19 protein-coding genes and 1 pseudogene are annotated in these 24,595 nt (G+C 72.3%); 14 read left to right on the top strand and 6 right to left on the bottom strand.

Annotated elements, in window-relative coordinates:
• Positions 1–174: 174 nt before the first annotated feature.
• Positions 175–918: pseudogene (locus AL2_RS40160) on the bottom strand (glycoside hydrolase family 26 protein); the annotation flags it as partial.
• A gap of 116 nt (positions 919–1,034) precedes the next feature.
• Here AL2_RS40160 and AL2_RS23780 point away from each other — a divergent pair.
• Complete coding sequence (locus tag AL2_RS23780) at positions 1,035–2,282, top strand: carboxylate--amine ligase (protein ID WP_067637043.1); 1,248 nt, start codon at positions 1,035–1,037, stop codon at positions 2,280–2,282.
• A gap of 27 nt (positions 2,283–2,309) precedes the next feature.
• Positions 2,310–3,569, top strand: a complete 1,260-nt coding sequence (locus AL2_RS23785; RefSeq protein WP_067637045.1) for an NAD(P)-binding domain-containing protein — start codon at positions 2,310–2,312, stop codon at positions 3,567–3,569.
• Positions 3,570–3,735: 166 nt separating this feature from the next.
• On the opposite strand, the gene AL2_RS23790 is transcribed toward AL2_RS23785, so the two are convergent.
• Positions 3,736–4,062: a hypothetical protein gene (locus AL2_RS23790; RefSeq protein ID WP_067637047.1), complete on the bottom strand. Its 327-nt coding sequence runs from the start codon at positions 4,060–4,062 to the stop codon at positions 3,736–3,738.
• 215 nt (positions 4,063–4,277) lie between these two features.
• On the opposite strand from AL2_RS23790, the gene AL2_RS23795 reads away from it, so the two are divergent.
• The 3 genes from AL2_RS23795 to AL2_RS23805 all read left to right on the top strand — a co-directional run bounded on the left by AL2_RS23795 (position 4,278) and on the right by AL2_RS23805 (position 6,978).
• Entirely contained in the window at positions 4,278–5,126 is an 849-nt protein-coding gene (locus AL2_RS23795) for a hypothetical protein (RefSeq protein ID WP_067637048.1), read from the top strand.
• Positions 5,127–5,307: 181 nt separating this feature from the next.
• Positions 5,308–6,324 (top strand): chaplin, encoded by a 1,017-nt coding sequence (locus AL2_RS23800; RefSeq protein ID WP_168444806.1) that lies wholly within the window; start codon positions 5,308–5,310, stop codon positions 6,322–6,324.
• A gap of 108 nt (positions 6,325–6,432) precedes the next feature.
• Positions 6,433–6,978 (top strand): class E sortase, encoded by a 546-nt coding sequence (locus tag AL2_RS23805; protein WP_067637052.1) that lies wholly within the window; start codon positions 6,433–6,435, stop codon positions 6,976–6,978.
• A gap of 59 nt (positions 6,979–7,037) precedes the next feature.
• Here AL2_RS23805 and AL2_RS23810 read toward each other — a convergent pair whose 3' ends face one another.
• Positions 7,038–8,063 (bottom strand): matrixin family metalloprotease, encoded by a 1,026-nt coding sequence (locus AL2_RS23810; RefSeq protein ID WP_067637054.1) that lies wholly within the window; start codon positions 8,061–8,063, stop codon positions 7,038–7,040.
• A gap of 358 nt (positions 8,064–8,421) precedes the next feature.
• Here AL2_RS23810 and AL2_RS23815 point away from each other — a divergent pair, with 358 nt between their 5' ends.
• The 5 genes from AL2_RS23815 (at position 8,422) to AL2_RS23835 (ending at position 14,198) form a co-directional block, all read left to right on the top strand.
• On the top strand, positions 8,422–9,453 hold the full coding sequence (locus tag AL2_RS23815) for a DUF2382 domain-containing protein (protein WP_157438322.1): 1,032 nt from the start codon (positions 8,422–8,424) through the stop codon (positions 9,451–9,453).
• 472 nt (positions 9,454–9,925) lie between these two features.
• Positions 9,926–11,878 (top strand): glycoside hydrolase family 3 protein, encoded by a 1,953-nt coding sequence (locus AL2_RS23820; RefSeq protein WP_067637056.1) that lies wholly within the window; start codon positions 9,926–9,928, stop codon positions 11,876–11,878.
• 87 nt (positions 11,879–11,965) lie between these two features.
• A complete protein-coding gene (locus tag AL2_RS23825) occupies positions 11,966–12,811 on the top strand; it encodes a patatin-like phospholipase family protein (RefSeq protein ID WP_067637058.1) in 846 nt (281 codons plus the stop codon).
• Position 12,812: 1 nt separating this feature from the next.
• Positions 12,813–13,781, top strand: a complete 969-nt coding sequence (locus AL2_RS23830) for a 1-acyl-sn-glycerol-3-phosphate acyltransferase (RefSeq protein WP_067637060.1) — start codon at positions 12,813–12,815, stop codon at positions 13,779–13,781.
• A 12-nt stretch (positions 13,782–13,793) separates the two neighbouring features.
• Entirely contained in the window at positions 13,794–14,198 is a 405-nt protein-coding gene (locus AL2_RS23835) for an RNA-binding S4 domain-containing protein (protein ID WP_067637063.1), read from the top strand.
• A gap of 12 nt (positions 14,199–14,210) precedes the next feature.
• Here AL2_RS23835 and AL2_RS23840 read toward each other — a convergent pair whose 3' ends face one another.
• Positions 14,211–15,593, bottom strand: a complete 1,383-nt coding sequence (locus tag AL2_RS23840) for an MFS transporter (protein ID WP_168444805.1) — start codon at positions 15,591–15,593, stop codon at positions 14,211–14,213.
• Between the two features lie 186 nt (positions 15,594–15,779).
• Complete coding sequence (locus tag AL2_RS23845) at positions 15,780–16,172, bottom strand: VOC family protein (protein ID WP_369688516.1); 393 nt, start codon at positions 16,170–16,172, stop codon at positions 15,780–15,782.
• Between the two features lie 150 nt (positions 16,173–16,322).
• Here AL2_RS23845 and AL2_RS23850 point away from each other — a divergent pair, with 150 nt between their 5' ends.
• Positions 16,323–19,358, top strand: a complete 3,036-nt coding sequence (locus tag AL2_RS23850; protein ID WP_067637067.1) for an NACHT domain-containing protein — start codon at positions 16,323–16,325, stop codon at positions 19,356–19,358.
• Between the two features lie 125 nt (positions 19,359–19,483).
• On the opposite strand, the gene AL2_RS23855 is transcribed toward AL2_RS23850, so the two are convergent.
• Positions 19,484–19,969 carry a MarR family winged helix-turn-helix transcriptional regulator gene (locus AL2_RS23855; RefSeq protein ID WP_376741364.1) on the bottom strand — a complete coding sequence of 162 codons (486 nt, stop codon included), beginning with the start codon at positions 19,967–19,969 and terminating at the stop codon, positions 19,484–19,486.
• 123 nt (positions 19,970–20,092) lie between these two features.
• Here AL2_RS23855 and AL2_RS23860 point away from each other — a divergent pair, with 123 nt between their 5' ends.
• The 3 genes from AL2_RS23860 to AL2_RS23870 all read left to right on the top strand — a co-directional run bounded on the left by AL2_RS23860 (position 20,093) and on the right by AL2_RS23870 (position 24,582).
• Positions 20,093–22,837 carry an ATP-binding protein gene (locus tag AL2_RS23860; protein ID WP_210748629.1) on the top strand — a complete coding sequence of 915 codons (2,745 nt, stop codon included), beginning with the start codon at positions 20,093–20,095 and terminating at the stop codon, positions 22,835–22,837.
• Positions 22,838–22,918: 81 nt separating this feature from the next.
• Positions 22,919–23,875, top strand: a complete 957-nt coding sequence (locus AL2_RS23865) for an alpha/beta hydrolase (RefSeq protein WP_067637070.1) — start codon at positions 22,919–22,921, stop codon at positions 23,873–23,875.
• The gene (locus AL2_RS23870; protein ID WP_067637072.1) at positions 23,872–24,582 is read left to right on the top strand and encodes an alpha/beta fold hydrolase; all 711 of its coding nucleotides are present in this window, start codon (positions 23,872–23,874) and stop codon (positions 24,580–24,582) included. The genes AL2_RS23865 and AL2_RS23870 overlap by 4 nt, the downstream gene beginning before the upstream one ends.
• Positions 24,583–24,595 lie beyond the last annotated feature (13 nt).

Below are 24,595 nucleotides of genomic sequence, written 5' to 3' on the forward strand. Positions count from 1 at the left end.
GATCCAGTCGTGCATTCCCTGGACATATTCGGGGTTGTCGGAATTGCGGAACAGGCCCCATTCGGGGAACGAGATCGGCTTGCCGTGCGTGGCGGCGAAATCCGCCTGCGCACGCATTCCATACGGCTCGTTGACGTAATCGTCGAACGTTTTACCCGGGGGTTGGTCGTAGCTGTCGGACCCGATGATGTCGACGACGTCGTCACCCGGGTAGCACTCCGTCCACGGGATCGTGTCCCGGCCCCGCGTCGGCGCGAAATCGAAACGGAAACGAGCCCCCGGAACCGACCGCATGGTCGCGACGATACGCCGCCAGTACGCCTTCCACGCCTCGGAATCCGGGGCGCAGCGGCCGCCGTAGGACTCCCCGTTCATCTCCCAGCCGAGGACGATGACCGCGTCCCCGGCGCTGAGCGAGACCAGCCGCCGCGCCAGGATCCGGTAGTGGACGTCGAACGCGCCCGCCGCGCCGCCGCGCAGCAGCGAGGCCAGCACCGGAACCGGGACCGACGCCTCGTTCGGCGCCATCATCGGCACGTTCATCACCAGCGACCGCCGCGGATCGGCCGCCTTCCAGCGCGTCCACGGCACGAGCATCCCGCGCGGCCCCTCGATCCCGTGCCAGTCGTCGCCCGGCAGGTAGGTGCGCCCGACCGTCACCGTCGAGCCGAGCCAGCGCTGGAACCGGCCGACCCGCGCCACCCCCTCCGCGCCCGACCCCAGAAATGCCCCCAAGGGCACATATGCCGGTGTTCGCTGCACGGCCTGCGGCTGCGGCCAGGTCACCAACGTGGGCGCCACGAGCATCACCACTATGGCGAACGCGGCCAGAAGCGGAGCGAGCGGACAGAACGGAAGCGGCCTTTTCCGTCGCGCTCCGAATGGCCGCCCCGCTGAATGGATATCCGCAGCTCGCATGCGTATCGTATGCCCTTGGACGTCCACCGTGAAAAAGCCGTGCGGGCGGAACAGACCCAGAATTTACCTTAGGAAGGTTGTCGTGCGCCGCAATCCAAGGGAATACGCCTGAACATATGTTCTTCGACACCCGCACACCGCCGCGGACGCGCCTCGACCCCGGCCTTCCCGTCCTGCTGCTGCGCACCGACCGCAACTTCTTCCACCACGGGACCCTCGCGGCGATCCGGAGCCTCGGCCGCGCCGGCGTGCCCGTCCACGCCATCATGGAGGGCCGCGCCAGCCCCGCGTCCCGCTCCCGCTACCTGCACCGGGGGCATCCGTGGGCGCCGCCCACGGCGTACCCGTCCCAGCTGCTGAGCCACCTGCGCGCCATCGGGGAGCGCATCGGCCGCGAGACGCTGCTCGTCCCGATGGACGACGCCGGCGCGATCTTCGTCGCCGAGCACGCGGACGCGCTGCGGCCCCGCTTCGTCTTCCCGCACCAGGACCCGGACGTCCCCCGGAGCGTCGCCGACAAGTCGCGGCTGCGGGACGCGTGCGAGAAGCACGGCATCACCTCCCCGGCGAGCCGGACCCCCGCGTCCGCCGCCGACGTCGACGAGGCCGCCGCGGCGCTCGGCCTGCCGCTGGTCGCCAAGTGGGCGCGCCCCTGGCGGCTCGGCACCGGGATGCGCAGCACCACGGTGGTCCGCACGCTCGGCGAGCTGCACCGGCTGTTCGCCGCCACCCGCGACCGCGACCCGGACGGCGACGCCGGCCCGCTGATCCTGCAGCGCCGCATCCCGGCGGGCGGCGGGGACTGGTTCTTCCAAGGCTTCTTCGACGCGAACCTCGACTGCCTGTTCGGCGGGACCGGCCGCAAGCACCTCGCGCACCCGCCGCAGGCCGGGCACACGGTCGCCGGGGAGTGGGTCGGCAACCCCGAACTGCACCGGCTCGCGGTCCGGATCGTCCAGCGGCTCGGCTGCCGCGGCCTCGTCGACCTCGACTTCCGGCTCGACCGGGACGGCGGCTACCACCTGCTCGACTTCAACCCGCGGATCGGCGCGCAGTTCCGCCTGTTCACCGACCGGAACGGGCTCGACCTCGCCCGCGTCCTGCATCTCGACCAGTCCGGCCGCCGCGTCCCGGCCGCGAGCCCGGTGCCCGGCCGCAGCCTGCTGGTGGAGAACCACTACGTCCAGCAGGCGGCCGGCCGGGGGCTGCTGCGCGCGGGGACCCTCCGCCCGCTGCGCGAGACCCTCCGGCCGCTGCGCGAGGCCGACGAGTTCGCCTGGTACGCCGGGGACGACCTGCCGCCCTTCCTCGCGATGGGCCGCCGGAGCGTGCTCCGCGCGGTCGAGCGGCTGCGCACCAGGTAACACCACAATCACACGGGGGAATGAGAGATGAGCGACTCGGCCAGCGACGTCGTGATCGCCGGCGCCGGGCCCTACGGCCTGTCGACTGCCGCCCACCTGCAGAACGTCGGGCTCGACGTCCGGACCATCGGCGAGCCGATGCGCTTCTGGGAGACGAACATGCCCGAGGGCATGTTCCTCAAATCCGAGCCGTTCGCGTCCAGCCTGGGGTCGCCCCAGCTGGGGATGCGGTTCACCGACCTGCATCCCGGCTGGCGGATCGGGCAGCCGATCCCGCTGGAGACCTTCGTCGAGTACGGGCGCTGGTTCGCCGCCGAGGCCGTCCCGCAGCGCCCGGACGACCGGGACGCGCAGGTCGTGAACATCGAGCGCGGCAGGCCGGGCGGCTACGCCGTCACGCTGTCCACCGGCGAGACGATCGCGGCCCGGACCGTGGTGGTCGCGGTCGGCATCGGCCCGTTCGCCCACATCCCGGACGAGCTGGCGGGCATGCCGTCCTGGCTCGTCTCGCATGCCAGCGCCCACCGCGACCTCGCCCTCTTCGCGGGCAAGGAGGTCGCCGTGATCGGCGCCGGGCAGTCGGCGCTGGAGACGGCGGTCCTGCTGGCTGACGCGGGCGCGCACCCGCACGTCATCGCCCGGCGGCAGGAGCTCGACTGGAACACCGTCCCGGAGGAGCGCCGCTCCCTGCGCGCCCAGCTGCTCGGCGGGCCCCGCTCCGGCCTCGGCACCGGCTACCGCACCTGGGTGTGGGCGGAGCGGCCCGGCCTCGTCCGGTACCTGCCGGAGGCGACCCGCCGCCGGATCGTCCGCGAGACGCTCCCGCCCGCCGGGTCCTGGTGGCTGCGCGACCGGCTGGACGAGCGGGTCCGCGTCTCGACGGGCCGCCGGGTGGTGAAGGCCGTGGAGCAGGAGGACGGCCTCGCGCTCACCACCGCCGACCGCGGCGGCCGCCGCCTCGTGGCCGAGTTCGAGCACGTCATCGCCGCCACCGGCTACGTCCCGGACGTCGCCCGGCTCGGCCTGCTCGCCCCGGACCTGCGCGGCCGCATCGCGACCCGCCTCGGCGCCCCGGTCCTCAGCCGCGACTTCGAGGCGTCCACGACCGGCCTGTACTTCGCGGGCCTGGCCGCGGCCCCCACCTTCGGCCCGGTCATGCGCTTCGTGCACGGCGCCGACTTCGCCGCGGGCCGCATCGCGCACCACATCATCCGCCGCACCCCGCGCGTGCGCCCGGCAACGGCCCGCCTGTCGGACGTCCTGGAACCGGACACGTCCCGCCAGTAAGACCAGCCCGCTCGCCTCCAGGAGAAAAGACCGCCTCCTGGAGGCGAGTCCTTCGGTGCGACGGGCGGTGCCTCGCACGTGCCGGTGTGGAGATTTGTGTGGTGGGCGGTTGAGGATGTTCCTCCGGGCGGCGGGGTGCGGGTGCCGGTTCGGCCGGGGGCGGGGCTCAGTACCTCGGGGGAAGGGCGCGGCGGCGGGCGCGGTCGGCTCTGGCGGTGGCCAGGGACCACTGCACGCGCCAGTACAGCGTCCACGCGGCCGAGAGGCCGCGGCTCGTCTTCGGGCGCTGAGCAGCGGGGACGTTGGAGAGCGCGATGAGCGTGAGGTCGGCGCGGGTGAGGAAGCGGTGGACCTCGCGGCGGGGGGCGCGGTGACGGCGCAGCGGGTGGAGGCGGGAGATCGCGGACGAGGGGTTGGGCAAAGGGAGCTCCTCGATGAGCGGTCCGGTGACCGGCTGCTCACCGACTGTAGCGTACTCGATACCGGCCGCCATACTTCTCCCTGAAACGGTCGCGAGCACCGGCGAATGGGCCGAGTACGGCAAAACGGACGTCGGCGGGACGGAAAGCCGGGTTCGATAAAAGCCGGATTAACGCCGCGGTAAATGATCCCGGGACACGCCGGTGAACAAATCAATGCTCCTTGCGAACGTCCCCCGAGGTGTTACCTTCGAGCCGATCTGAAATTCGGCGGCAAGGAGAACCGGCAGTGGATTCCGCACCGATCCAGCGCGAGGCGTTTCGCCCGCAGGGTCGGCCGCGGCATGCCCTCGTCCCCGTTCTCCTGCGCCTCATCGCCATCGCCGGCTTCGCGTTCGCGGGGTGGATCGCGCTCTCCGCGCTGGCCGACTCCGCTTTCGCGGCGGAGCAGCCGCAGCCTGCGGCGCAGGCCGGCGATCAGGGGCCGGCGACGGTCCGGCACTTGGCGACGGTCCGGCACTTCACGTCCGGGCCCGGCGGGCGCACGATCACCGATGACGTGCGCGAGATCGGCGACCACCCGATGCGGTACGTCCGGTCCCGGCAGCGCGACCTGTTCGACGACAAGGACCGGGCCGTCCGCCAGGTGCGCGAGCTCGGCGACGCCGTCGGTGTCCCGCGCGTCCGGGTTCCGGCCGTCGGGCCGGCGCGGCCCGTTCTGCGCGGCCTCGTCCAGCGGGTGACCGACGCGCCGCCCGCCGGGCGGCCCGCCGCCGAGGAGCGGCCGGAGAAGCAGGGCGTCCCGGCGGGCGCCGCGCACCAGGCGGCGGCCGGGGACGCGGTCTCCGCGATCCACCATCACGCCGCCGCTGCTGCCACGGCCCCCGCGGTCCAGAAGGCGGGCGGCTGCCCGCACTGCCGCGACGATCACCGTGCGCCGGCCGTTCCCGTGCCGGGGCCCGTCCAGGACGGCCCGCAGGGCGGCGGCTCGGCGGGCGGGCACCCGTTCCCGACGGTCGGCGACCTGCCGCACCGCCGGAATCCGGTGGCGCCGCCCGCCGTGGCGGCGGGCACGTTCCAGCGCACCGCGCTGACCGACGTCGCCGCGCCCGGCGGCCCGTCCGTCGTCCCGGACTAGCCGTCCCCGTCCGGCCCCTTGAGCGGCCGGTTCCCGGCGACCGCGTGCACGGGACGCGCCGTCGCCCCCACTGAACCCTTCTCCACGCGCAACGGCCGAACCGGGCCGCTGCCAGTGCTGCGCCCACCCCGACGGTGCCGCGCAGTGATCATCACCGATGCAAAAGACAGGAGCAAACATCATGCGTACGTGGGTGAAGAGCACCTCCCGCGCCGCCCTGGTGGCCGCGGGGACCCTCGCCATCGGCGCCGCCTTCGGCACCGGGGGCGCGGCCAACGCCGGCACCTTCGGCGGCGGCCACGACGGCAAGGTCACGATGGAGTCGTCCGGCAACTTCGGCGCGCTGAACGGCAACCAGGTCTACGCGCCGATCAGCATCCCGGTCGACGTCTGCGGCAACGCGATCGCGGTCGCCGGCCTCGCGCGGGCCCAGTGCAAGGGCGGCGCGAGCGTCTCGTCGCACCGCTCGGGCGACGGCTACGCAGCGGACCCGGGCTACCGGACGGCCGGCGGCTGGGACGACGGCGGCCACGGCGGCGGCTGGGACCACGGCAAGGGCGTCGACATGCAGACGTCCGGCAACTTCGGGATCGGGAACGGCAACCAGGTGTTCGCGCCGATCAGCGTCCCGGTCAACGTGTGCGGCAACGCCGTCGCAGCGCTCGGACTGGCGCAGGCGCAGTGCAAGGGCGGCGCGTCCGTGAAGCGGTCCTCCGCCGAGCGCAAGGTGGACATGCGGTCGTCGGGCAACTTCGGCCTGCTGAACGGCAACCAGCTCTTCATGCCGATCAGCGTCCCGGTCAACGTGTGCGGCAACGCCGTCGCGGTGCTGGGCCTCGCGGAGGCGCAGTGCAAGGGCGGCGCGTTCGTCGGGGGCGGGGACGAGCACGAGGAGATGCCGCCGACCCTGCGGACCCCGCCGGTGAAGCACAAGAAGCCGTACAAGCCGTCCAAGCACCGTCCGGCCGCCAAGCACAAGAAGCTGCCCTCGACCATGCGGGCCGACGGCCGCCGCGTGGCGAACACCGGTGCGCGCTACCGCACCACGGACGGCCTGCCCGTCGTCGGTGGCCTGGTGAGCAGGCTCCAGCAGCTCGTCAAGGTCCCGGGAGTGGACGCCCAGACCGACCAGCTCGGTCCGCAGCTGCCGAGCAGCGGCGGGGCGCCCGTCCGGCTCGGCTCGCCCGTCCTGAAGTGAGCACGCGCCGGCCCGGGTGACGACCCGCGTCCGGCGGACCGAGGAGGAGGGGCGGTAGACGTGCCGCCCCTTCCCCCTGTCGGCAGAACTCCAGAGGGGAGACCCAGCATGCTCGACCGCAAGTCCCTTTCGGCGGCGGCCGTCGCCGCGTTGTGCGCCCTGCCCGTGCTCGGCGTCCCGCAGGCGCAGGCCGCGCCCGCGACCCCGGTGGCCGCTCCGGCTCGTCCCGGGACGGGCGACCTGATCGGGAAGATCCGGATCAAGCGGATGCACCTGAAGGCGGACGTCCGCGAGGGCGTCGGCCAGGCGGTCCTGCGGCGGGGCGCCGGCCACTACCCGGGGACGGGCGTGCCCGGCCGGGACGGCAACACGGTGCTGCTCGGCCACCGGACGACCTGGCTGCACCCGTTCAACGAGCTCGACCGGATGCGGCGCGGCGACCGGATCGTGCTGCGCTGGGGCCGCAGGACCTACGTGTACAGGGTGCGGGCGAAGCGCGTCATCAAGCCGGGCGACAGGCGGGCCCTGGAGCCGGTGCCGTTCAAGCGGCGCAGCGCGCCGAACGGCCGGTACATCACGCTCATCACCTGCACCCCGAAGGGCTCGGACCGGCGCCGCCTCGTCGTCGTCGGCAAACTCCAGTCGGGGCGCTGACCCGAGGCGCCGGACTGACGGCCGGACGCTGAGCGGGCGCGGTGCGGCTCCGCGCCCGCTCAGCGTCCGCCGTAGAGGGCGATCAGCCCGTCGTAGTCGCCCTTGCCGAGGGTGGCGGGACCGCTGTCGCAGGACGCGATGGACGGCGCCATCGTGAGGTTCTCGTGCTCGATGCCCTCGATGTGCGCGAGGCCGAAGACGTGGCCGGCCTCGTGCGTCGCGACGGCTTCGGCGGAATAGCTCCCGGCCGGGCACGAACCACTCGTCCACCACTTCTTGCCCTGCGCCTGCAACGCCATGTCCGCCTCGACCGTCGTCGGCCCGATGAACCAGGTGCAGGTCGCGGCGAGGACGTCCTTGTCCGCGGCCGGCATGGCGTGCCAGCCGAACGTGCTGATCCGGTCCCGGTTCCCGCAGGCGGCGGCACCGGTCACGTTCGGGGGACGGCTCGCCCGCCCGGCGTAGCGCTCGGCGATGTCCGGCGGCGGGGTGAAGCGGCGCCGGACGTTGCAGTCGGTGCGAGTGCCGACCATGTTGGAGACGCCCCTGGCGACGGGGCCCCTCGGCATCCCGGCCCCCGCGTAGTACCACCGGACGGCGGTGCCCTTCGGCCACCTGCTCGGCTCGGCGCGGTGGGCGCCGTCCCGGCAGGCGGCGGCCGGGGCCCGGAACCCGCGCGGCCGACCCTGCGGAACCCGCCCGCCGCGCGTGCCGATGGTGATCTCGCCGGCCCGCTCGTTCACCTGAATGCGCAGTTCGGCGCCGCCGTCGGTGCGCAGCGCGTGCGCGACCAGCGAGGTCCCGTCGGACGGCACGACCGCGGCGAGCCCGTTCACGCTCCGTACCGTCCGGCCGCGCAAATCGCAGTCGGCGATCTTCACCCGCTGCGGCATCGTGCGGGCGGAGAGCGTCCCGCCGGTCTTGCACCACGCGGGCGGGCGCCGTACGGCCCCGGCCGCCGTGCCGGTGAGCACCGTGCCGGTGAGCACCGTGCCGGTGAGCATGGCGGTGAGCGCGGTGCCGGCGGCCGTGGTGGCGGCTAGGGCGGCCCCTGCTCGCCGGACCGCACGTGAAATGTCGCGCATAGCAGTTTCTCCGATGTGCGGGAACGTCTTTTCGCAGTCTTTCGCGCGGCCGGGAAAAAGAAACCGGCGCTTGCTAAAATGATCACCATCTCGGCCAGCGGGGAATGCGCTGACGACCGTCTCGATGGGCATTTGTCGAGAAATGGCTGACCGGCCCCGCGGGGAGCGGTGCAAGAACGAGGTAAATCGTCCCCCATAATTGTGCAAACACGTTTATTTTGTCTTCATACGGAAAAACAGCGGGTAATCCGGCAACTCGGGATCAACAGAACACCGTTGCCGCGAGGCGGGCGCAGCAGCGACCTCCCCCCGGCCCCCCGTCCACCCGGCAGCGTTCACGGAAGCAGAGGTGTTCAACGTGCAGACGCAGACACAGGTGCGGGAACTCATGGGAATGAGCGTGACCGACACCCACGGCACCAAGGTCGGCACGATCAAGCAGGTCTACCTCAACGACGACTCGGGCTCCCCCGAGTGGGTGACCGTCCACACCGGATGGTTCGGGATGCGGGAGAGCTTCGTCCCGCTGTCCGGCGCCCGGAAGAACCAGGACATGCTGCAGGTCCCGTACGACAAGGAGACCATCAAGGGCGCTCCGAACGTCGACGCGGACGAGCACCTGTCGCACGCCCAGATCGTGGACCTTTACCGCCACTACGGCGTACGTCCGCCGGGCGGCTCCCGGCAGGGCGGTGAGCGGGACGCGGGTGAGCAGAAAACGAAGGCGGACGCCAAGGGGGAGGCGAAGGCGGACGCGAACCGGACGGCCGGCGATCGCGGGCTGACCGGCGAAGGGAAGGCCGCCAGCGGCACCACGACCGGCACCACGGGCACGGCGGGCACGGCCGGCGGCACCACGACCGGTCAGGCCGCCGCCGCGGGCACGGCGGGGGCCGCCGGGATGGCCGTCCACCCCGACCGTGCGGGGCACGGGCAGGCGATGCCGCCGCAGTCGGCGCGCGAGGGCGCCGAGGCGCCGATGACCGAGATCACCCGGTCGGAGGAGCAGTTGCGGATCGGCACCGAGCGGTACGAGTCCGGCCGCGTCCGGGTGCACAAGTACGTCGAGACGGAGATGGTCGAGCGCACGATCCCGGTCTCGCACGAGGAGATCAAGATCGACCGTGAGCCGATCGTGGGCGGCGAGCCGAACCCGAAGATCACCATCTCCGAGGACGACCACGAGATCATCCTCTACGAGGAGCGTCCGGTGATCGCCAAGGAGACCGTCCCCGTCGAGCGGATCCATGTGCGCACCGAGCAGGTGCAGGACGAGCAGACGGTGCGCGGCGAGCTCCGCAAGGAGCGCATCGAGGTGACGCGCGACGAGGACGTCGGGGGCGAGCGCGGGACGGCGGGCCGCGGGGAGCGCGGCCGCCGCTCCAAGTAGGCCGCTCCAAGCAGGCCAGCGTCCCGCCGCAGGGACGACGACTTCGGTCCTGAGAACCGCGCCACACCGGATGGCGAGCGCCCGGGACGGCTGTTCACCCGCCGGCCTCCCGGGCGCTCGCGTGGCCGGACGTGGTCACCGTGGCGGATGATGCGGAGGCGCCGACGCCGGGCGGGCAGCACGGGACGGGCGGCGGCGATCTGGCCTCACCCGTCCCGACCGGCTTTGTTCGGCACATGATTTAACATATGAATTTAGTCTCGGTCAACCCCTCTTCCCCTGTTTTCACAAGGCTCCGGTGCGCCTCGGACAGGTTCGTTGACAGGCGGTGCGGGGCCGGGGGAGGTTCCTGGGAGACGACGTCGCCGAGCGCAGAGGTCGTGGCCGTCCGGGCGAGCCATGACCTCTGCGCCCGGCCGCGCGCGGTCCGCCGGGCCGTGCGGCGTCCTCGGAGCGACCCAGGAGGGACGACTTGCGACACCCCTGCAGACGCGTCATCGCCACCCGGATCGGGCGATCACTGGTCGCGCTCGCGACCATCGCCGCCCTCCCGTCCGCCGTCGCGGTGCAGCCCGCGGTGGCCGACGGGCCGCCGGCCTACCTCAACGCGCGGCTCCCCGTCGCCGAGCGGGTGAGCGACCTGCTCGCCAGGATGACGCTGGAGGAGAAGGTCGGCCAGATGACCCAGGCCGAGCGCGGCGCCATCGACGGCGACCGCGACCAGATCACCGCCCTGGCCCTCGGGTCGGTGCTCTCCGGCGGCGGCTCGGTGCCCGCCGACAACACGCCGGCCGGCTGGGCGGACATGGTGGACGCCTACCAGTCGAAGGCGCTCGCCACCCGGCTGAAGATCCCGCTGCTGTACGGGATCGACTCGGTGCACGGCCACAACAACCTCGTCGGCGCGACGATCTTCCCGCACAACATCGGGATGGGCGCCACCCGCGACCCCGGCCTCGTCAAGCGGGAAGAGCAGATCACCGCGATCGAGACGAAGGCGACCGGACCGCAGTGGGTGTTCGCGCCGTGCGTCTGCGTCAGCCGTGACCTGCGCTGGGGCCGGACGTACGAGAGCTACGGCGAGGACCCGCGGCTCGTGAGCGAGATGGCCGTCGCCATCGAGGGCTTCCAGGGCAAGCACAAGCGTGACATGGCCACGAACCGGCACGTCCTGGCGACGGCGAAGCACTTCGCCGGGGACGGCGACACGGTCTTCGGCTCGTCCACCAGCGGGACGTACACGATCGACCAGGGCGTCACCGTCACCGACCGCCGGACGTTCGCGAAGATCGACCTGCCGCCCTACGTCACCGCCGTGCAGAAGTACGGCGTCGGCAGCATCATGCCGTCGTTCTCCAGCGTCGACTGGACGGAGGACGGCGTCGGCAACCCGGTCAAGATGAGCGCGCACAAGGAGCTGCTGACCGGCGTCCTCAAGGGCAAGATCGGCTTCGACGGCTTCCTCATCAGCGACTGGGCGGCCATCCAGCAGATCCCCGGCGACTACCCGACGCAGGTGCGGACGTCCGTCAACGCCGGCATGGACATGTTCATGGAGCCCTACAGCGCTCCGCAGTTCGTCGAGACGCTGATCGCCGAGGTGAAGGCGGGACGCGTGAAGATGTCGCGCATCGACGACGCCGTCCGCCGCATCCTGACGGCGAAGTTCGAGCTCGGCCTGTTCGAGCACCCCTACACCGACCGCGGCCTCGCCAAGACGATCGGGTCGCCGGAGCACCGCGCGGTGGCGCGCGAGGCCGTCGCGAAGTCGCAGGTCCTGCTGAAGAACTCGCACCGCGCGCTGCCGCTGCGCAAGAACGAGCGGATCTACGTGGCGGGCGCCAACGCCGACGACATCGGTAACCAGGCGGGCGGCTGGACGGTCACCTGGCAGGGATCGTCCGGCGACATCATCCCGGGCACGACGATCCTGAAGGGCATCGAGCAGAACTCGTCCCACGTCACCTACAGCGCGGACGCGTCGGCGCCGATGTCCGGCAATGACGTCGGCATCGTCGTCATCGGCGAGAAGCCTTACGCGGAGGGCGTCGGCGACGTCGGCAACGGGCACACGCTGAACCTGTCGGACGCCGACAAGGCCAACATCGACAAGGTGTGCGGCGCGATCAGGACGTGCGTCGTCCTGGACGTCGCGGGACGGCCGCAGATCGTCACCGACCAGCTGCCGGAGATGGACGCGTTCGTCATGTCCTGGCTGCCGGGCAGCGAGGGCGCGGGCGTCGCGGACGTCCTGTTCGGCAAGCGCCCCTTCACGGGCAGCCTGCCGGTGACGTGGCCGCGCAGCGAGGGCCAGGAGCCGATCAACATCGGCGACCGCGACTACAAGCCGCTGTTCCCCTACGGCTACGGGCTCCGCACCCACGGATACGGATACGGCCACGGCCACGGACACGGACACCACTGACCGGCGTCACCGCCGAGGACCGGCCGCCTACCACCCCTTGGGCGGCCGGTCCTGTTTATCCCTCTTTGCTCGGGAGAGGCTGCCCCCGTGGACGATGTCGATCGGGAGCCGCGCACCGCGTTCGTGCTCGGGGGCGGCGGCGTGCTCGGCGCGCACGAGGTCGGCATGCTGCGGGCGCTCGCGGAGACCGGCGTCCGGCCCGACCTCGTCGTCGGCACGTCCATCGGCGCGGTGCACGGCGCGTTCGTCGCGGCGGACCCGGACACGTCCGTCGACCGCCTCACCAGCCTCTGGTCGGACGACTCCGTCCGCGACGTGTTCGGGGCGCGGATGTGGGCGCGGCTGTGGACGCTCGCCCGTTCCGGCACGCACCTGCACTCCAACGAGCCGCTGCGCCGCATGCTGGACGAGCTGCTCCCCGTCCGGACGTTCGAGGAGCTGGCCGTCCCGTTCGAGTGCGTCGCCGCCGGGATCGAGACGGCGATGGCGCACTGGTTCACGTCCGGTCCGCTGATGCCTGCGGTGCTGGCCTCGTCGGCCGTGCCGGGGCTGCTGCCGCCTGTCGAGGTCGGGGGCCGGCACTACTTCGACGGCGGGCTCGTCCACAGCATCCCGGTCGGGCGCGCGGTGATGCTCGGCGCCACCTCCATCTACGTCCTGCACGTGGGGCGCATCGAGCGCGACCTGCCGCCGCCGCGCCGCCCCTGGGAGGTCGGCATGGTCGCGTTCGAGATCGCGCGCCGGCACCGGTTCTTCGAGGAGATGGCGGCCCTCCCGGACGGCCTGGACGTGCACGTCCTGCCGGCGGGCGGCAAGCCGCAGAAGTCCGGCGTCGACCTCGCCCAGATGCGCTACAGGAACGTGTCCGGAATCCAGGCTCACATCGAGCGCGCCTACCGTGCATCCTTGGAGTACCTCAAAGAACGAGCGTGAGATGCTGCCTCCCTCCATCGTCCGCCGCCTGGTGTTCACGCCGCTGCTGTTCCTGCTCACCCTGCTGGTCGTCGTCGTGTTCCCGGTCGCGTACGCGGCGGCCTTCCTGGTCGGGCGCGACCGCCGGCGCGCCCTCCGGCTGCTGTGGTTCACGCTCGCCTGGGGGACGCGGGAGTCGGCCGCCGTCCTCGAATGCGGCTGGCTGTGGATCCGGGGCCGCGCCCGCGACGACCGGCACTACGACATCATCCGCCGCTACGTCGCCGGCCTGTACGGGGCGGCGGAGCGGCGGCTCGGCCTGCAGGTGGAGATCTCCGGCGGCGGCGAGGCGACGCCCGGCGACCGCCCGCTGATCGTCCTCAGCCGGCACGCCGGGCCCGGCGACGCGCTCCTCCTCGTCCACCACCTGCTGGGCGACTACCGGCGGCGGCCCCGCGTGGTGATGAAGGCGCAGCTCCAGTTCGATCCCTGCATCGACATCGCCGCGAACCGCATGCCGAACGTGTTCGTGATGCCCGGCGGCGGCGCCGTCGACGACATCGGGCGGCTCGCCGCGGACCTCGGCCCGCGCGACGCGCTGCTGATCTTCCCGGAGGGCGGCAACTTCTCCCCGGAGCGCCGGCGCCGCGCGATCCGGCGGCTGACCCGGCTGCGCCGCACGACCGAGGCGACCCGGGCCGCCGCGATGCGCAACCTGATGCCGCCGCGCCCCGGCGGCGTGCTCGCCGCGCTCGACTCCGCGCCGTCCGCCGACGTGGTGTTCGTCGCGCACTGCGGGCTCGACCACATGGCCACGGTCGGCGACATCTGGCGGCGGATCCCGCTCACCGGCGCCGTCCAGGCCCAGTGGTGGCGCATCCCCGCCGAGGACGTCCCGGGCGGACGGGACGCCCGCATCGACTGGCTCTACCGGGAATGGGAGCGCGCCGACGCCTGGATCAGTGCAAACCGGGCACCCGTGTCCGGGTGACATCATGGACGCATGGGCGACGAGGGGTCCGTGCGAGTCGATCTGTGGATCTGGTCCGTGCGGCTGCTGAAGACCCGTTCGATGGCGACGACGGCGTGCCGGGCGGGCCATGTCCGCGTGAACGACGAGCGCGCCAAGCCGTCCACCGCGGTGAAGCCGGGCGACACGGTGCGGCTCCGCCATGACGGCCGGGAGCGCGTCGTCGTGGTGCAGAAGATCGTCCGCAAGCGGGTCGGCGCGCCCGCCGCGCAGGAATGCCTGATCGACAAGAGCCCGCCCCCGCCGCCGCGCGAGGCGCTCATCCCGATCGGCCGCCGCGAGCGCGGCGCGGGCCGCCCCACCAAGCGCGACCGCCGCGAACTGGAACGCGTCCTCGACCGCTACCGCACCCTGAACAACCCGCCCGACAGCGACTGATCAAAAGCCGGATCACTGCTCCCCGCCGGCGTAGCGTCGCTCGGACTCCAGCGCCGACGCGACGTCCCGCGGGTAGTGGCTCCGGGCCCTGATCAGCAGCAGCCCGTTGAGCAGCAGCGGCAGCAGCGCCAGCAGGAACGCCCGGTCCAGGCCGGTCGCCGACTGCCGGCCGCCGGCCAGCATCCCCGACGCCCAGCCGAACAGCACCGGCGCCGCCGCCTCCGCGCCCATCCGCACGATCGTCCGGATCGCCTCCGCGCGCCCCCACAGCCGGAAGTGGACGACGTCCAGCCGCACCGCGTCCAGCGGCGGGTTCGCGGCGGCGAGCGCGGCGGCGGCGAGCGTGAACAGCGGCAGCGCGATCAGCGCCCGCTCGGTGAGGAGACCGGGCACGAACAGCAGCGCAGAAACCGTGAACGCCACTCCCGGCACGCCGACCCGCGCGGTGACCATGCCCCTGCGGACCAGCCGGTCGGCCAGCCGCCCGCCGGCGAGCACCCCGGCGAGCGCCGCCAGCCCGATGACGGGGATGAACGCCGACAGCTCGCCACGGCCGAGCGAGTAGCGCTCCTGCACGAAGACCATCGCGAACGTGCGCAGCCCCGCGAAGAAGAAGTAGCCGATCGCCGACGCCACGATGATGATCACGTTCGTGCGGATGCGGAGGACGTACCGGGCCGCTTCCAGCAGCGACATCTTCTCCGGGGCGGCGTTCAGGACGTTCCGCGGGTCCGGCTCGACGTCCGACCTGTCTACCTGCCGCTGGGCGAGTTCCTCCTCGCGTCCCGCCCCGGTCGCCTGCGCCCCCCGCGCCGGCTCCGGCATCATCTTCCACAGCAGCACGGCCAGCACGAAACCGAGCACCGCGACGAACCAGAACGCGAACCGCCAGCTCAGGAGCGCGGCGATGTTGCCGCCCGCGATCAGCCCGAACCCGACGCCGACCAGTTCGCCCGCCAGGATCCGGCCCCACGTGGCGGCCCGCTCGTCGGGCGGGAACAGGTCGCCGATCAGCGACGCGACCGTGGGCCCCGCCGTCGCCGTCACCGCGCCGAGCGCCACCCGCGACGCCAGCAGCCACTCGTAGGAGCTCGCCATCCCCCCGACGATCATCGCGAGGCTCCACAGCATGATGCTGCCCGCGAGCAGCGGCACCCGCGGCACCCGGTCCGTCAGCTGCCCCACCGGCAGCGTCGCGATCGCGCCGACCGCCGCCGGCGCCGCCGTGAGGATCCCGACCCGCGTGTTGCCGATGTTCAGCGAATGGCGCAACTCCTGGACGATCGCCCCGACGACCCCCGTGTCGGCCGTGTTCAGTGCGAGCACGCACGCCAGCAGCAGCACGATGCGGGCGCGCCGCCTCCCGCCGAGCCGGTCCGCGAGGGCATCGGTCACCCGTCTCCACGACCGCGGGGCGGATGTCACCCTAATCCTCCGAGGACGTCCCGGCGAGGACTGTGGCGCTCATGTCAGACGGCAAGGGCCCGCCCTTCCGCAGTCGGCCTACGAGCAGAACACCCACGGCGTAAGCCGTAGGAAGTCAACAACTACTGCCCGTACACAGGCCAGGTATGTCGCCCCTCACACGTACTGGAACAACTCCACGGGGTTGCCGGACGGGTCGTCCACCAGCACTTGCTTGCCGCCGACTCCCTCGACGATCGTGTTCCGGAAGACGACCCCCGCCTCGGTGAGCCTCGCGACGTCGGCCTCGATGTCGTCCACCGTGAGCGAGATGCGGTTCCACCCGCCGGGCTCGGGCACCCGCCCGTCCGGCATGGCCTGCCCACCCCCGCCCCGCCCGGACGGCGCCGACAACGCCAGCCGCAACGGCCCCCGCCCGAGCATCGCGAACGTCTCCGCCGGATGCATCACGACCTCGAAGCCGAGGTTGTCAACGTAGAACGCAATGGCCGCGTCCACGTCGTGAACGATGTAACGCACAAGCACGGTCTCCGCCATGCTTCTCATCATCCATCGCGGGCCTTCTCAGCGACACCGTGGACTCCGCAACCTCCGGCGGCCCTTCCATGTCCGGCGCCAGGCCACAGTCGGCCATGATCAGCAACCCGCGCACAACCGCCCGCAGGATGAAGGTGCCGGTTCGTCTGCGCGGGAGGGTGCATGGGGCGTCCGCTGAGTTACGCCGAGGCGGTCAGGATGCTCGGGGAGAGCGAGAGCAGACTGATCAACCTGCTCGACTGGCTGGCCGGGCTCGGGCTGGCCGGCGGCGGTCTGGACGTCCTCGGCGCCCGCGAGGAGGCGGTGCGGCTCGGGCACGCGCTGACACGCGACCTCGGCGACCGGCTCCGCGGCCTCAACCGGCTGACGCGCACCGAGCGGCTGCGGGCGGCGCACACCGTGATCGTCCTGGCGGCGTACTTCGAGGAACTCGCGGACGCGGTCCCCGAGGCCCGGCTGCACCGGCTGAATGCCGGCGAGCAGCTGTCCCTGAGCGGAGACCACGACGGCGGGACGGGCCGCCGCGCCGTGGCGCAGGCGCTGACGCGGGTCGAACTTCCGACACCGGGCCCGTCGCACACACAGGAGTCCATCCGGCGCGAACTGCTGGCCTACTACGGCCGGCTCGGTGGCAGCCTGCTGGAGTTCGTCTCCGGGGTTCCGCAGTGGGCCCGGATAGGAGAGGACGTCCAGGCAGACACGGTCCGGGAGTTGAGCCACCTCATGCCGGGCCGGGCCCTGGACAGGTACGAGGAGATGCTGCGCCGGCTGGCCGTCGACTGCCCCGAGTTCGGGATCTGGATCGAACACTGGGAACGCCGGTCCGCCCGGACGGAGCTGATGGGCGGGATGGCCACGCTGGAGCGGCTGCTGGCGTCCATGACCGGCAGGGTCGGTGCCCAGCCGACCGCGCTGTCTCGCGCGTACCAGGCGTCACTTCACCGCCCGATCACCGCAGGCGGCGACGTGCCGTCCGGGCTGACGATCCCGACGCTGGAGCAGGGATACATCGACCACCGCCTCCGCGCGACGGTGATGGAGGCGACGGCGCGTCCGAGCCAGGACTCCTGGTGGACGGACCTTCCCGTCTACGCGGAACCGAGCCGCTTCTTCGCCGCCTGCCTGACGTCGCCGGAGGCCGTTTCGGCGCCGCTGCTGGTGCTCGGGCAGCCCGGGTCGGGCAAGTCGGTGCTGACGCGCGTCCTGGCGGCGCGCCTTCCCGCCGACGACTTCCTGCCCATCCTCGTCGAGTTGCGGCAGGCGCCGGTCGAGAGCGATCTGCAGACCCGCATCGAGGACGCCGTCCGGCAGACGACCGGCGAACGGACGTCCTGGCCGCGGCTCGTCGAGGCCGCCGCAGGGGCTCTCCCTGTCGTCATTCTGGACGGCTTCGACGAGTTGCTGCAGGCGACGGGCGTCACCCAGACCGACTTCCTGATGAAGGTGACGGCCTTCCAGGAGCGTGAAGCCGATCAGGGGCGGCCGGTCGCCGTCATCGTGACCAGCCGCACGGCGGTGGTCGACCGGGCCCGGATCCCGCACGGCTCCGTCGTCGCGCGCCTGGAGCCGTTCGATGACGAGCAGATACGCGCATGGCTGGCGAATTGGCGCGACCTCAATGAGTCGGCCCTGCGGCGGCGCGGGCTGCGGCCCCTGCCGGACGAAGTGGCGCTGGCCCATCGCGAACTGGCCGAGCAGCCGTTGCTGCTGCTGATGCTCGCGCTGTACGACGCGGACGGCAACGCGCTGCACCACCGTTCGGCGTCCTTCGACCGCACGAGCCTTTATGAGCGACTCCTGCGGGAATTCGCCGGACGTCAGATCCGCAAGCTGGCTCCCGACCTGGACGACACGGCGTATGAGCGGGCGGTCGAAGAGGAACTACTGCGGCTGTCCATCGTCGGATTCGCCATGTTCAATCGGCGTGCCCAATGGGTCTCCGACATCGACCTGGACGCCGATCTCCTCGCGCTGCTCGACCCGGAACGTGCCCGTCCAGGGAATACCGGTCTGCAGGCTCCACTCTCAGCGGCGCAGATCGTGGTGGGACGTTTCTTCTTCGTCCACGAAACCCAGGTCACCCGCGACGGCCAGGTGCTGCACACCTACGAGTTCCTCCATGCGACGTTCGGGGAATTCCTCATCGCCCGGCTCGTGGCCAACATACTAATCGGAATGGCCGTACAAGCCGCCACCGCGGCCTACTCCCCGCTTGCCGCCCAGATCAATGACGACCTTCTGCACGCCCTGCTGTCCTTCGCGGGGCTGACGGCCCGTTCGCCCGTCATCGGCTTCCTGGACGACCTGCTCGCGCAACTGGAACCCGGCACGCGTAACGAGCTGACCGAGCTGCTGCTCGAACTGCACCGCCGGTCGCTCCATGACCGTCCCGGCTCCGCCTACGATCAGTACCGTCCTCGGCCACTCTCCGTCCCCGCACGTCACGCGGCCTGGAGCATGAACCTCGTGGTCCTGGCGGTGCTCGTCGCCGGCGAGATCAGGGGCTACGAACTCTTTCCCGGCTCGGACGACACCGCTTATGCGTGGCGGGCTCAGGCGACGCTGTGGCGGTCACAACTCCACGGCGAAGAATGGGCCGGGTTCTTCCAGTTCATCGCGCTTCACCGGGACTGGGACGGAGGCAAGCGCAGCATTCGAATCGGCCGTGTGGACGAGAACTTCCAACCCGCACCGTCCGACATCTACTGGATCTACAACATCCCGCCCGGACACGCGATGCGCGATGGCATCATCTCTTACACGGCGCACGAGCCCAGTTCCATCCGGCTCAAGAGCAATATGATCTGTGGCGGTACGGACGACGTTCTGGTCCACGCATTGGAGCCGCTCGCCGCTGCCTTTCCCACCATTGCCAATCTCGCCGTTCCCGGCGAACGTGCGACCTCGTGCACCCATGCCCTGCTCGCTGCTCTGGTGGCCGGATTCCGCGACGAACCCTGCTCCAAGGTGTTCACGGACCTTGCCCGAGTCGTCCGCGAACTGTCCGTTCTTCCCGCGGAAGAAGAGCACGATCTCTACCTGAAGGCCGCCCTGGAGACTATTATTTCGGCGCTCGACCGGAGTTTGGCCGCAAGGCAGGACCTGGCGCCGATCGGTGGAGGCCTTCACCTGGACGACGCCCACGACCCCAGAGTCCGCCATCTGGGCGACCGCCTGAACGAACTGCTTCGCAGCTGACCATCTACGTCCGGGGCAGACGAATATTCGGTCCAGGCCGCACATGGCTTCATGCCCAACGTGTGTTGCCGGTCGGGTAGGCGATGACTTGTGGTGGTCCTTGGGTGGGTTGGCCGGGGCGAGAGTCAGGCCGGGGGTGCCGGGGGTGCCGGGGGTGCTGGGGTGCGGGCGGCGCGGTTGACGATGGATTGGAGGAGGGTCAGGGCCTCGCGGGCGCGGTCCGGGGTGAAGTCGAAGGTGTCGCAGATCGCCCGGTAGATGCCGGGGGCGTGTTCGCGCATGGCGTCGCCCTCGGGGGTGAGGCTCACGATGACCGTGCGCTCGTCGTCCGGGTTGCGCGTCCGGCGCAGCAGGTCTCGTTTCTCCAGGCGCTTCAGCAGCGGGGTCATGGTGCCGTAGTCGAGCTGGAGCCGTTCGACGAGGTCGCGGACGGAAAGGTCACCGTATTCCCACAAAGTCGCCATGACCAGGTATTGCGGGTAGGTCAGCCCGAGTGGTTCGAGGAGGGGGCGGTACACGGCCGTCATGGCCCGGGACGCCGCGTGCAGGTTGAAGCACACCATCTCGTTGAGGCGGACGGCGTCGTCCTCCCCGGCCGGTGAACTGTTCACGGTCCAGAGCCTAGCAGGCGATTGCCTGTGCCACTATTCCCTCGTGCACGAGGTAATGGTAAGACTGACGGAGGCGGGCACCGGTCGTCAGGTGCCCGGCGGCCGGCTGACCGAGTGGCGGTGGTGACCGTGTTACGAGGCCGACGCGCCGAGTGCGCCGAGCTGGACGGGCTGCTGGAAGCGGTCCGGAGCGGGGAGAGCCGGTCCCTGGCGATCCGCGGCGAGACGGGCGTGGGGAAGACGGCGCTGCTGGAGTACCTGGTCGACCGGGCGCCGGGTTTCCGGGTCGTGCGCATCACCGGGGTGCAGTCGGAGATGGAGCTCGCCTTCGCGGGCCTCCACCAGCTCTGCGCGCCGATGTCGGACCGGTTCCGGCGCCTCCCCGACCCGCAGTGCGAGGCGCTGCGCGCCGCGCTGGGGCAGAGCGCCGGCCGCGCCCCCGACCGGTTCCTCGTGGGCCTCGCCGTCCTCGGCCTGCTCGCCGACGCCGCCCGCGAACAACCGCTGGCCTGCGTGGTGGACGACGCGCACTGGATCGACCGGACCTCGGTGCAGGCGCTGGCGTTCGCCGCCCGCCGCCTGCAGGCCGAATCGGTCGCGATCGTCTTCGCGGTCCGGGAGCCGGACGAGGCGAACGAGCTGACCGGGCTGCCGGAGCTGGCGGTCGCCGGACTGCCCGACGACGAGGCGCGGGCGCTGCTGCGCTCCGTCGTCCCCGGCCCGTGGGACGAGCGCGTCCTCGAACGCGTCGTCGCGGAGGCGCACGGCAACCCCCTCGCCCTGCTGGAGTTGCCGAAGGAGTCGACGCACGCCGAACTCGCGAGCGGGTTCGGCGTGCCGAGCGCCGGCGCCCTCGCGGGCCGCATCCAGGAGATCTACGAGCGGCGCGTGGCGGGGCTGCCGCCGGCGACGCGGCGGCTGCTGCTCGCCGCCGCGGCGGAACCGGGCGGCGAGCCGGTGCTGCTGTGGCGGGCGGCCGACCGGCTCGGCATCGGCATCGAGGCGGCGACGCCGGCCGTCTCGGCCGGGCTGGTGGAGATCGGCGACCGGGTGCGGTTCCACCATCCGCTGGTCCGCTCCGCCGTGTACTGGGCCGCGTCGCCGGCCGACCGCCGCGGCGTCCACCACGTCCTGGCGGAGGTCACCGACGCGCGGGCCGACCCCGACCGCCGCGCCTGGCACGCGGCGCAGGGCGCGCAGACCCCGGACGAGGACGTCGCGGCGGAACTCGAACGCTCGGCGGGACGGGCGCGGGCACGCGGCGGGCTGGCCGCGGCGGCGGCGTTCCTGACGCGGGCGGTGGAGCTGACGCCCGATCCCGCCCGGCGGCAGGAGAGGGCCCTGTCCGCCGCGTGGGCGACGCACCAGGCGGGCTCGCCCGACGCCGCCCTGCGGCTGCTGTCGGTCGCCGAGGTCAGGCCGCTCGGCCGGCGGCTGCGCGGCGAGGTCGACCTGCTGCGCGCCGAGGTCGCGTTCGCCGTCGACCGGGGCCGCGACGCGCCCCGCCTGCTGCTCAAGGCGGCCGGGCGGCTCATGCCGCACGACGTGCCGCTCGCGCGCGACACCTACCTCGAGGCGATCAGCGCGGCACTGTTCGCAGGCCCGCTGGCCGACGGCGCCGGGCAGCTGGAGACGGCTGAAGCCGCTCGGTCGGCGCCGCCGCCCCCGGGCGCCCCGCGTCCGGCCGACCTCCTCCTCGACGGCATGGCGGTGCGGATCAGCGAGGGCCTCGCCGCCGGGATGCCGGTGCTGGAACCCGCGCTGAGCGTCTTCCGCGGCCCGGACCTGTCCGAGGAGGACGGCCTGCGCTGGCTCTGGCTGGCCGGCGTGACCGCGGCCACGCTGTGGGACCACGAGACCTGGTCGGTGCTCGCGGCCCGGCACGTCCGGCTCGCCCGGGAGTCCGGCCAGACGGCCGCGCTCCCCTTCGCGCTGACCCAGCACGTCGCCGTGGACGTGTTCGCCGGCGAACTGGCCGTCGCCGCCTCGCTGGTCGAGGAGGTCGCGACGGTGTCGGAGGCGATCGGGATACCCGTCCCGCCCTACGGCGGCCTCCTGGTCGCCGCGTGGCAGGGCCGGGACGCCGGGTTCGCCGAGCTGATGAAGACCGTCACGGCGGAGGCGCGGCGCCGCGGCGAGGGCAACGCCCTCACCGTCGCCGCATGGGCGAAGGCCCTGCTGTGCAACGGCCTCGGCCGCTACCGGGACGCGCTGGACGCCGTTCCCGAGGCCGGCGAGGACCGCCCGGCCGCCGTCGGCACCGGGCCGTGGGCGCTGGTCGAGTACGTCGAGGCGGCCACCCGCAGCGGCCGGTTCGAGGACGCCGCCGTCGCCCTCCGGCACCTCGGCGAGGCGACCGTCCCCGCCGGCACGGACTGGGCGCTGGGCGTCCACGCCCGTTCCCAGGCGCTCATGAGCGAGGACACCGCCGCCGAGGACCACTACCGTGAGGCGATCGACCGGCTGGGACGCGCCGGCGTCCCCGGTGAACTGGGCCGGGCCCATCTCCTGTACGGGGAGTGGCTGCGGCGGCGCCGCCGCCGGCGGGCCGCCCGGGAACAGCTGCGGATCGCCCACGAGTCGTTCACCGCGATGGGCATGGAGGCCTTCGCGGGACGGGCCGCGACCGAGCTGCGCGCCACCGGCGAGCAGGTCCGCAAACGCACCGTCGAGACCACCAGCGAGCTGACCCCGCAGGAGGCGCAGATCGTCCGGCTCGTCCGGGAGGGCCTGACCAACCCCGAGATCGGGGCGCGACTCTTCATCAGTCCGCGCACCGTCGAATGGCACCTGCGCAAGACCTTCGGCAAGCTCGGCATCACCTCGCGCAGGCAGCTCCAGCGTACGCCCACCACGGGCCGGGCCTGATCCCTGGTCGCGCCCGCCCAGGGACGCGGCCGGTGTCCCACCCTGGTTCCAGCCGGCGTCCGCCCCGCGACAGTGGTCGGCATGAGCAACCACATTCTGGAACCGGCCGCGAGGGACTTCGCCGAGGCGACGTCCAAGCCGCCGTTCATCTACGAGCTGGTCACGGGCGCGGCCCGCGGGGTCCTGGACGACCTGCAGGCCGCGCCGGTGCCGATGCCCGCGGTGGACGAGAAGTGGATCACCGTGCCCGCCGAGGCCGGCGACGTGCGGGTGCGGATCGTCAAGCCCGCCGGGACGTCTGGTGTGCTGCCCGTGGTGCTGTACGTGCACGGCGGCGGCTGGGTGCTGGGCAACGCGGGCACCCACGACCGCCTCGTCCGCGAACTGGCCGTGGGAGCCAACGCCGCGATCGTCTTCGTGGAGTACGACCGCTCGCCCGAGGCCCGCTACCCGGTCGCCATCGAGCAGGCGTACGCCGCCGCCCAGTGGATCACCGGGCACGGGGCGGGCGAGGGCCTGGACGCGTCCCGGCTGGCGGTCGCGGGCGACTCGGTCGGCGGCGACATGACCGCCGCACTGACGATCATGGCCAAGCGGCGCGGCGACGTCCGGTTCGTCCACCAGTCGCTGTACTACCCGGTGACGGACGCCGGGCAGGACACCGGCAGCTACCGCGAGTTCGCCGACGGCCCGTACCTGACCGCCAAGGCCATGGCGTGGTTCTGGGACGCCTACAGCCCCGACCCCGTCCAGCGGACCGAGGTCACCGCCTCACCGCTGCGCGCCACCCTCGACGACCTGCGCGGACTCCCGCCCGCCTTCGTCATCGTCGATGAGAACGACGTGCTGCGCGACGAGGGCGAGGCCTACGCCCGCCGCCTCACCGAGGCCGGCGTCCCGACCACCAGCGTCCGCTACAACGGCATCCTGCACGACTTCATGATGCTGAACACCGTCAGCGACACCCGCGCCGCGCGGGCCGCCATCGCCCAGGCCATCGACGTCCTCAAGACCGTTCTCGGAAAGGTGAACCCATGAGCACCGACCGTCCCGTCATCGTCCTCGTCCACGGCGCCTTCGCGGAGTCGGCGAGCTGGAACCGCGTCATCCAGCGCCTGAACGACCGCGGGTACGACGCCGTCGCGGCCGGCAACCCGCTGCGCGGCGTCCCCGGCGACGGCGCCTACGTCCGCGACGTGATCGCCGGCCTCGGCCGTCCGGTCGTGCTGGCCGCGCACTCCTACGGAGGCATGGTCATCACCGAGGCGGCGGCCGGCAACCCGGCCGTCCAGTCCCTCGTCTACGTCGCGGGCTTCGCGCCCGCACCCGGCGAGACCGCGTTCCAGCTGTCCGAGAAGTTCGAAGGCAGCACGCTCGGCGCCGCGCTGGACGGCTACCCGCTCACCGGCGGCGGCAACGAACTCCGGATCACCCCGGACAAGTTCCACGCCCAGTTCTGCGCCGACCTCGACGCCGGCGAGGCCGCCCTGATGGCCGCGACCCAGCGCCCGGTGACGGAACGCGCCCTGACCGAGGGCCTCTCGGTGGACGAGCCGGCCTGGCGCACCATCCCGTCCTGGTTCGTCTTCGGCGCCGAGGACCGCAACATCCCGGCCGCCCTGATGCACTTCATGGCCGACCGCGCCTCCTCGCGGGGCACCGAGGAGATCCCCGGCGCCTCCCACGCCCTGGCCGCCTCCCAACCGGACGCGGTGGCCACCACGATCCTGAAGGCCTGCACCTGACCCACCCACCTAC

Source organism: Actinomadura latina NBRC 106108 (genome assembly GCF_001552195.1).
GTDB lineage: Bacteria > Actinomycetota > Actinomycetes > Streptosporangiales > Streptosporangiaceae > Spirillospora > Spirillospora latina.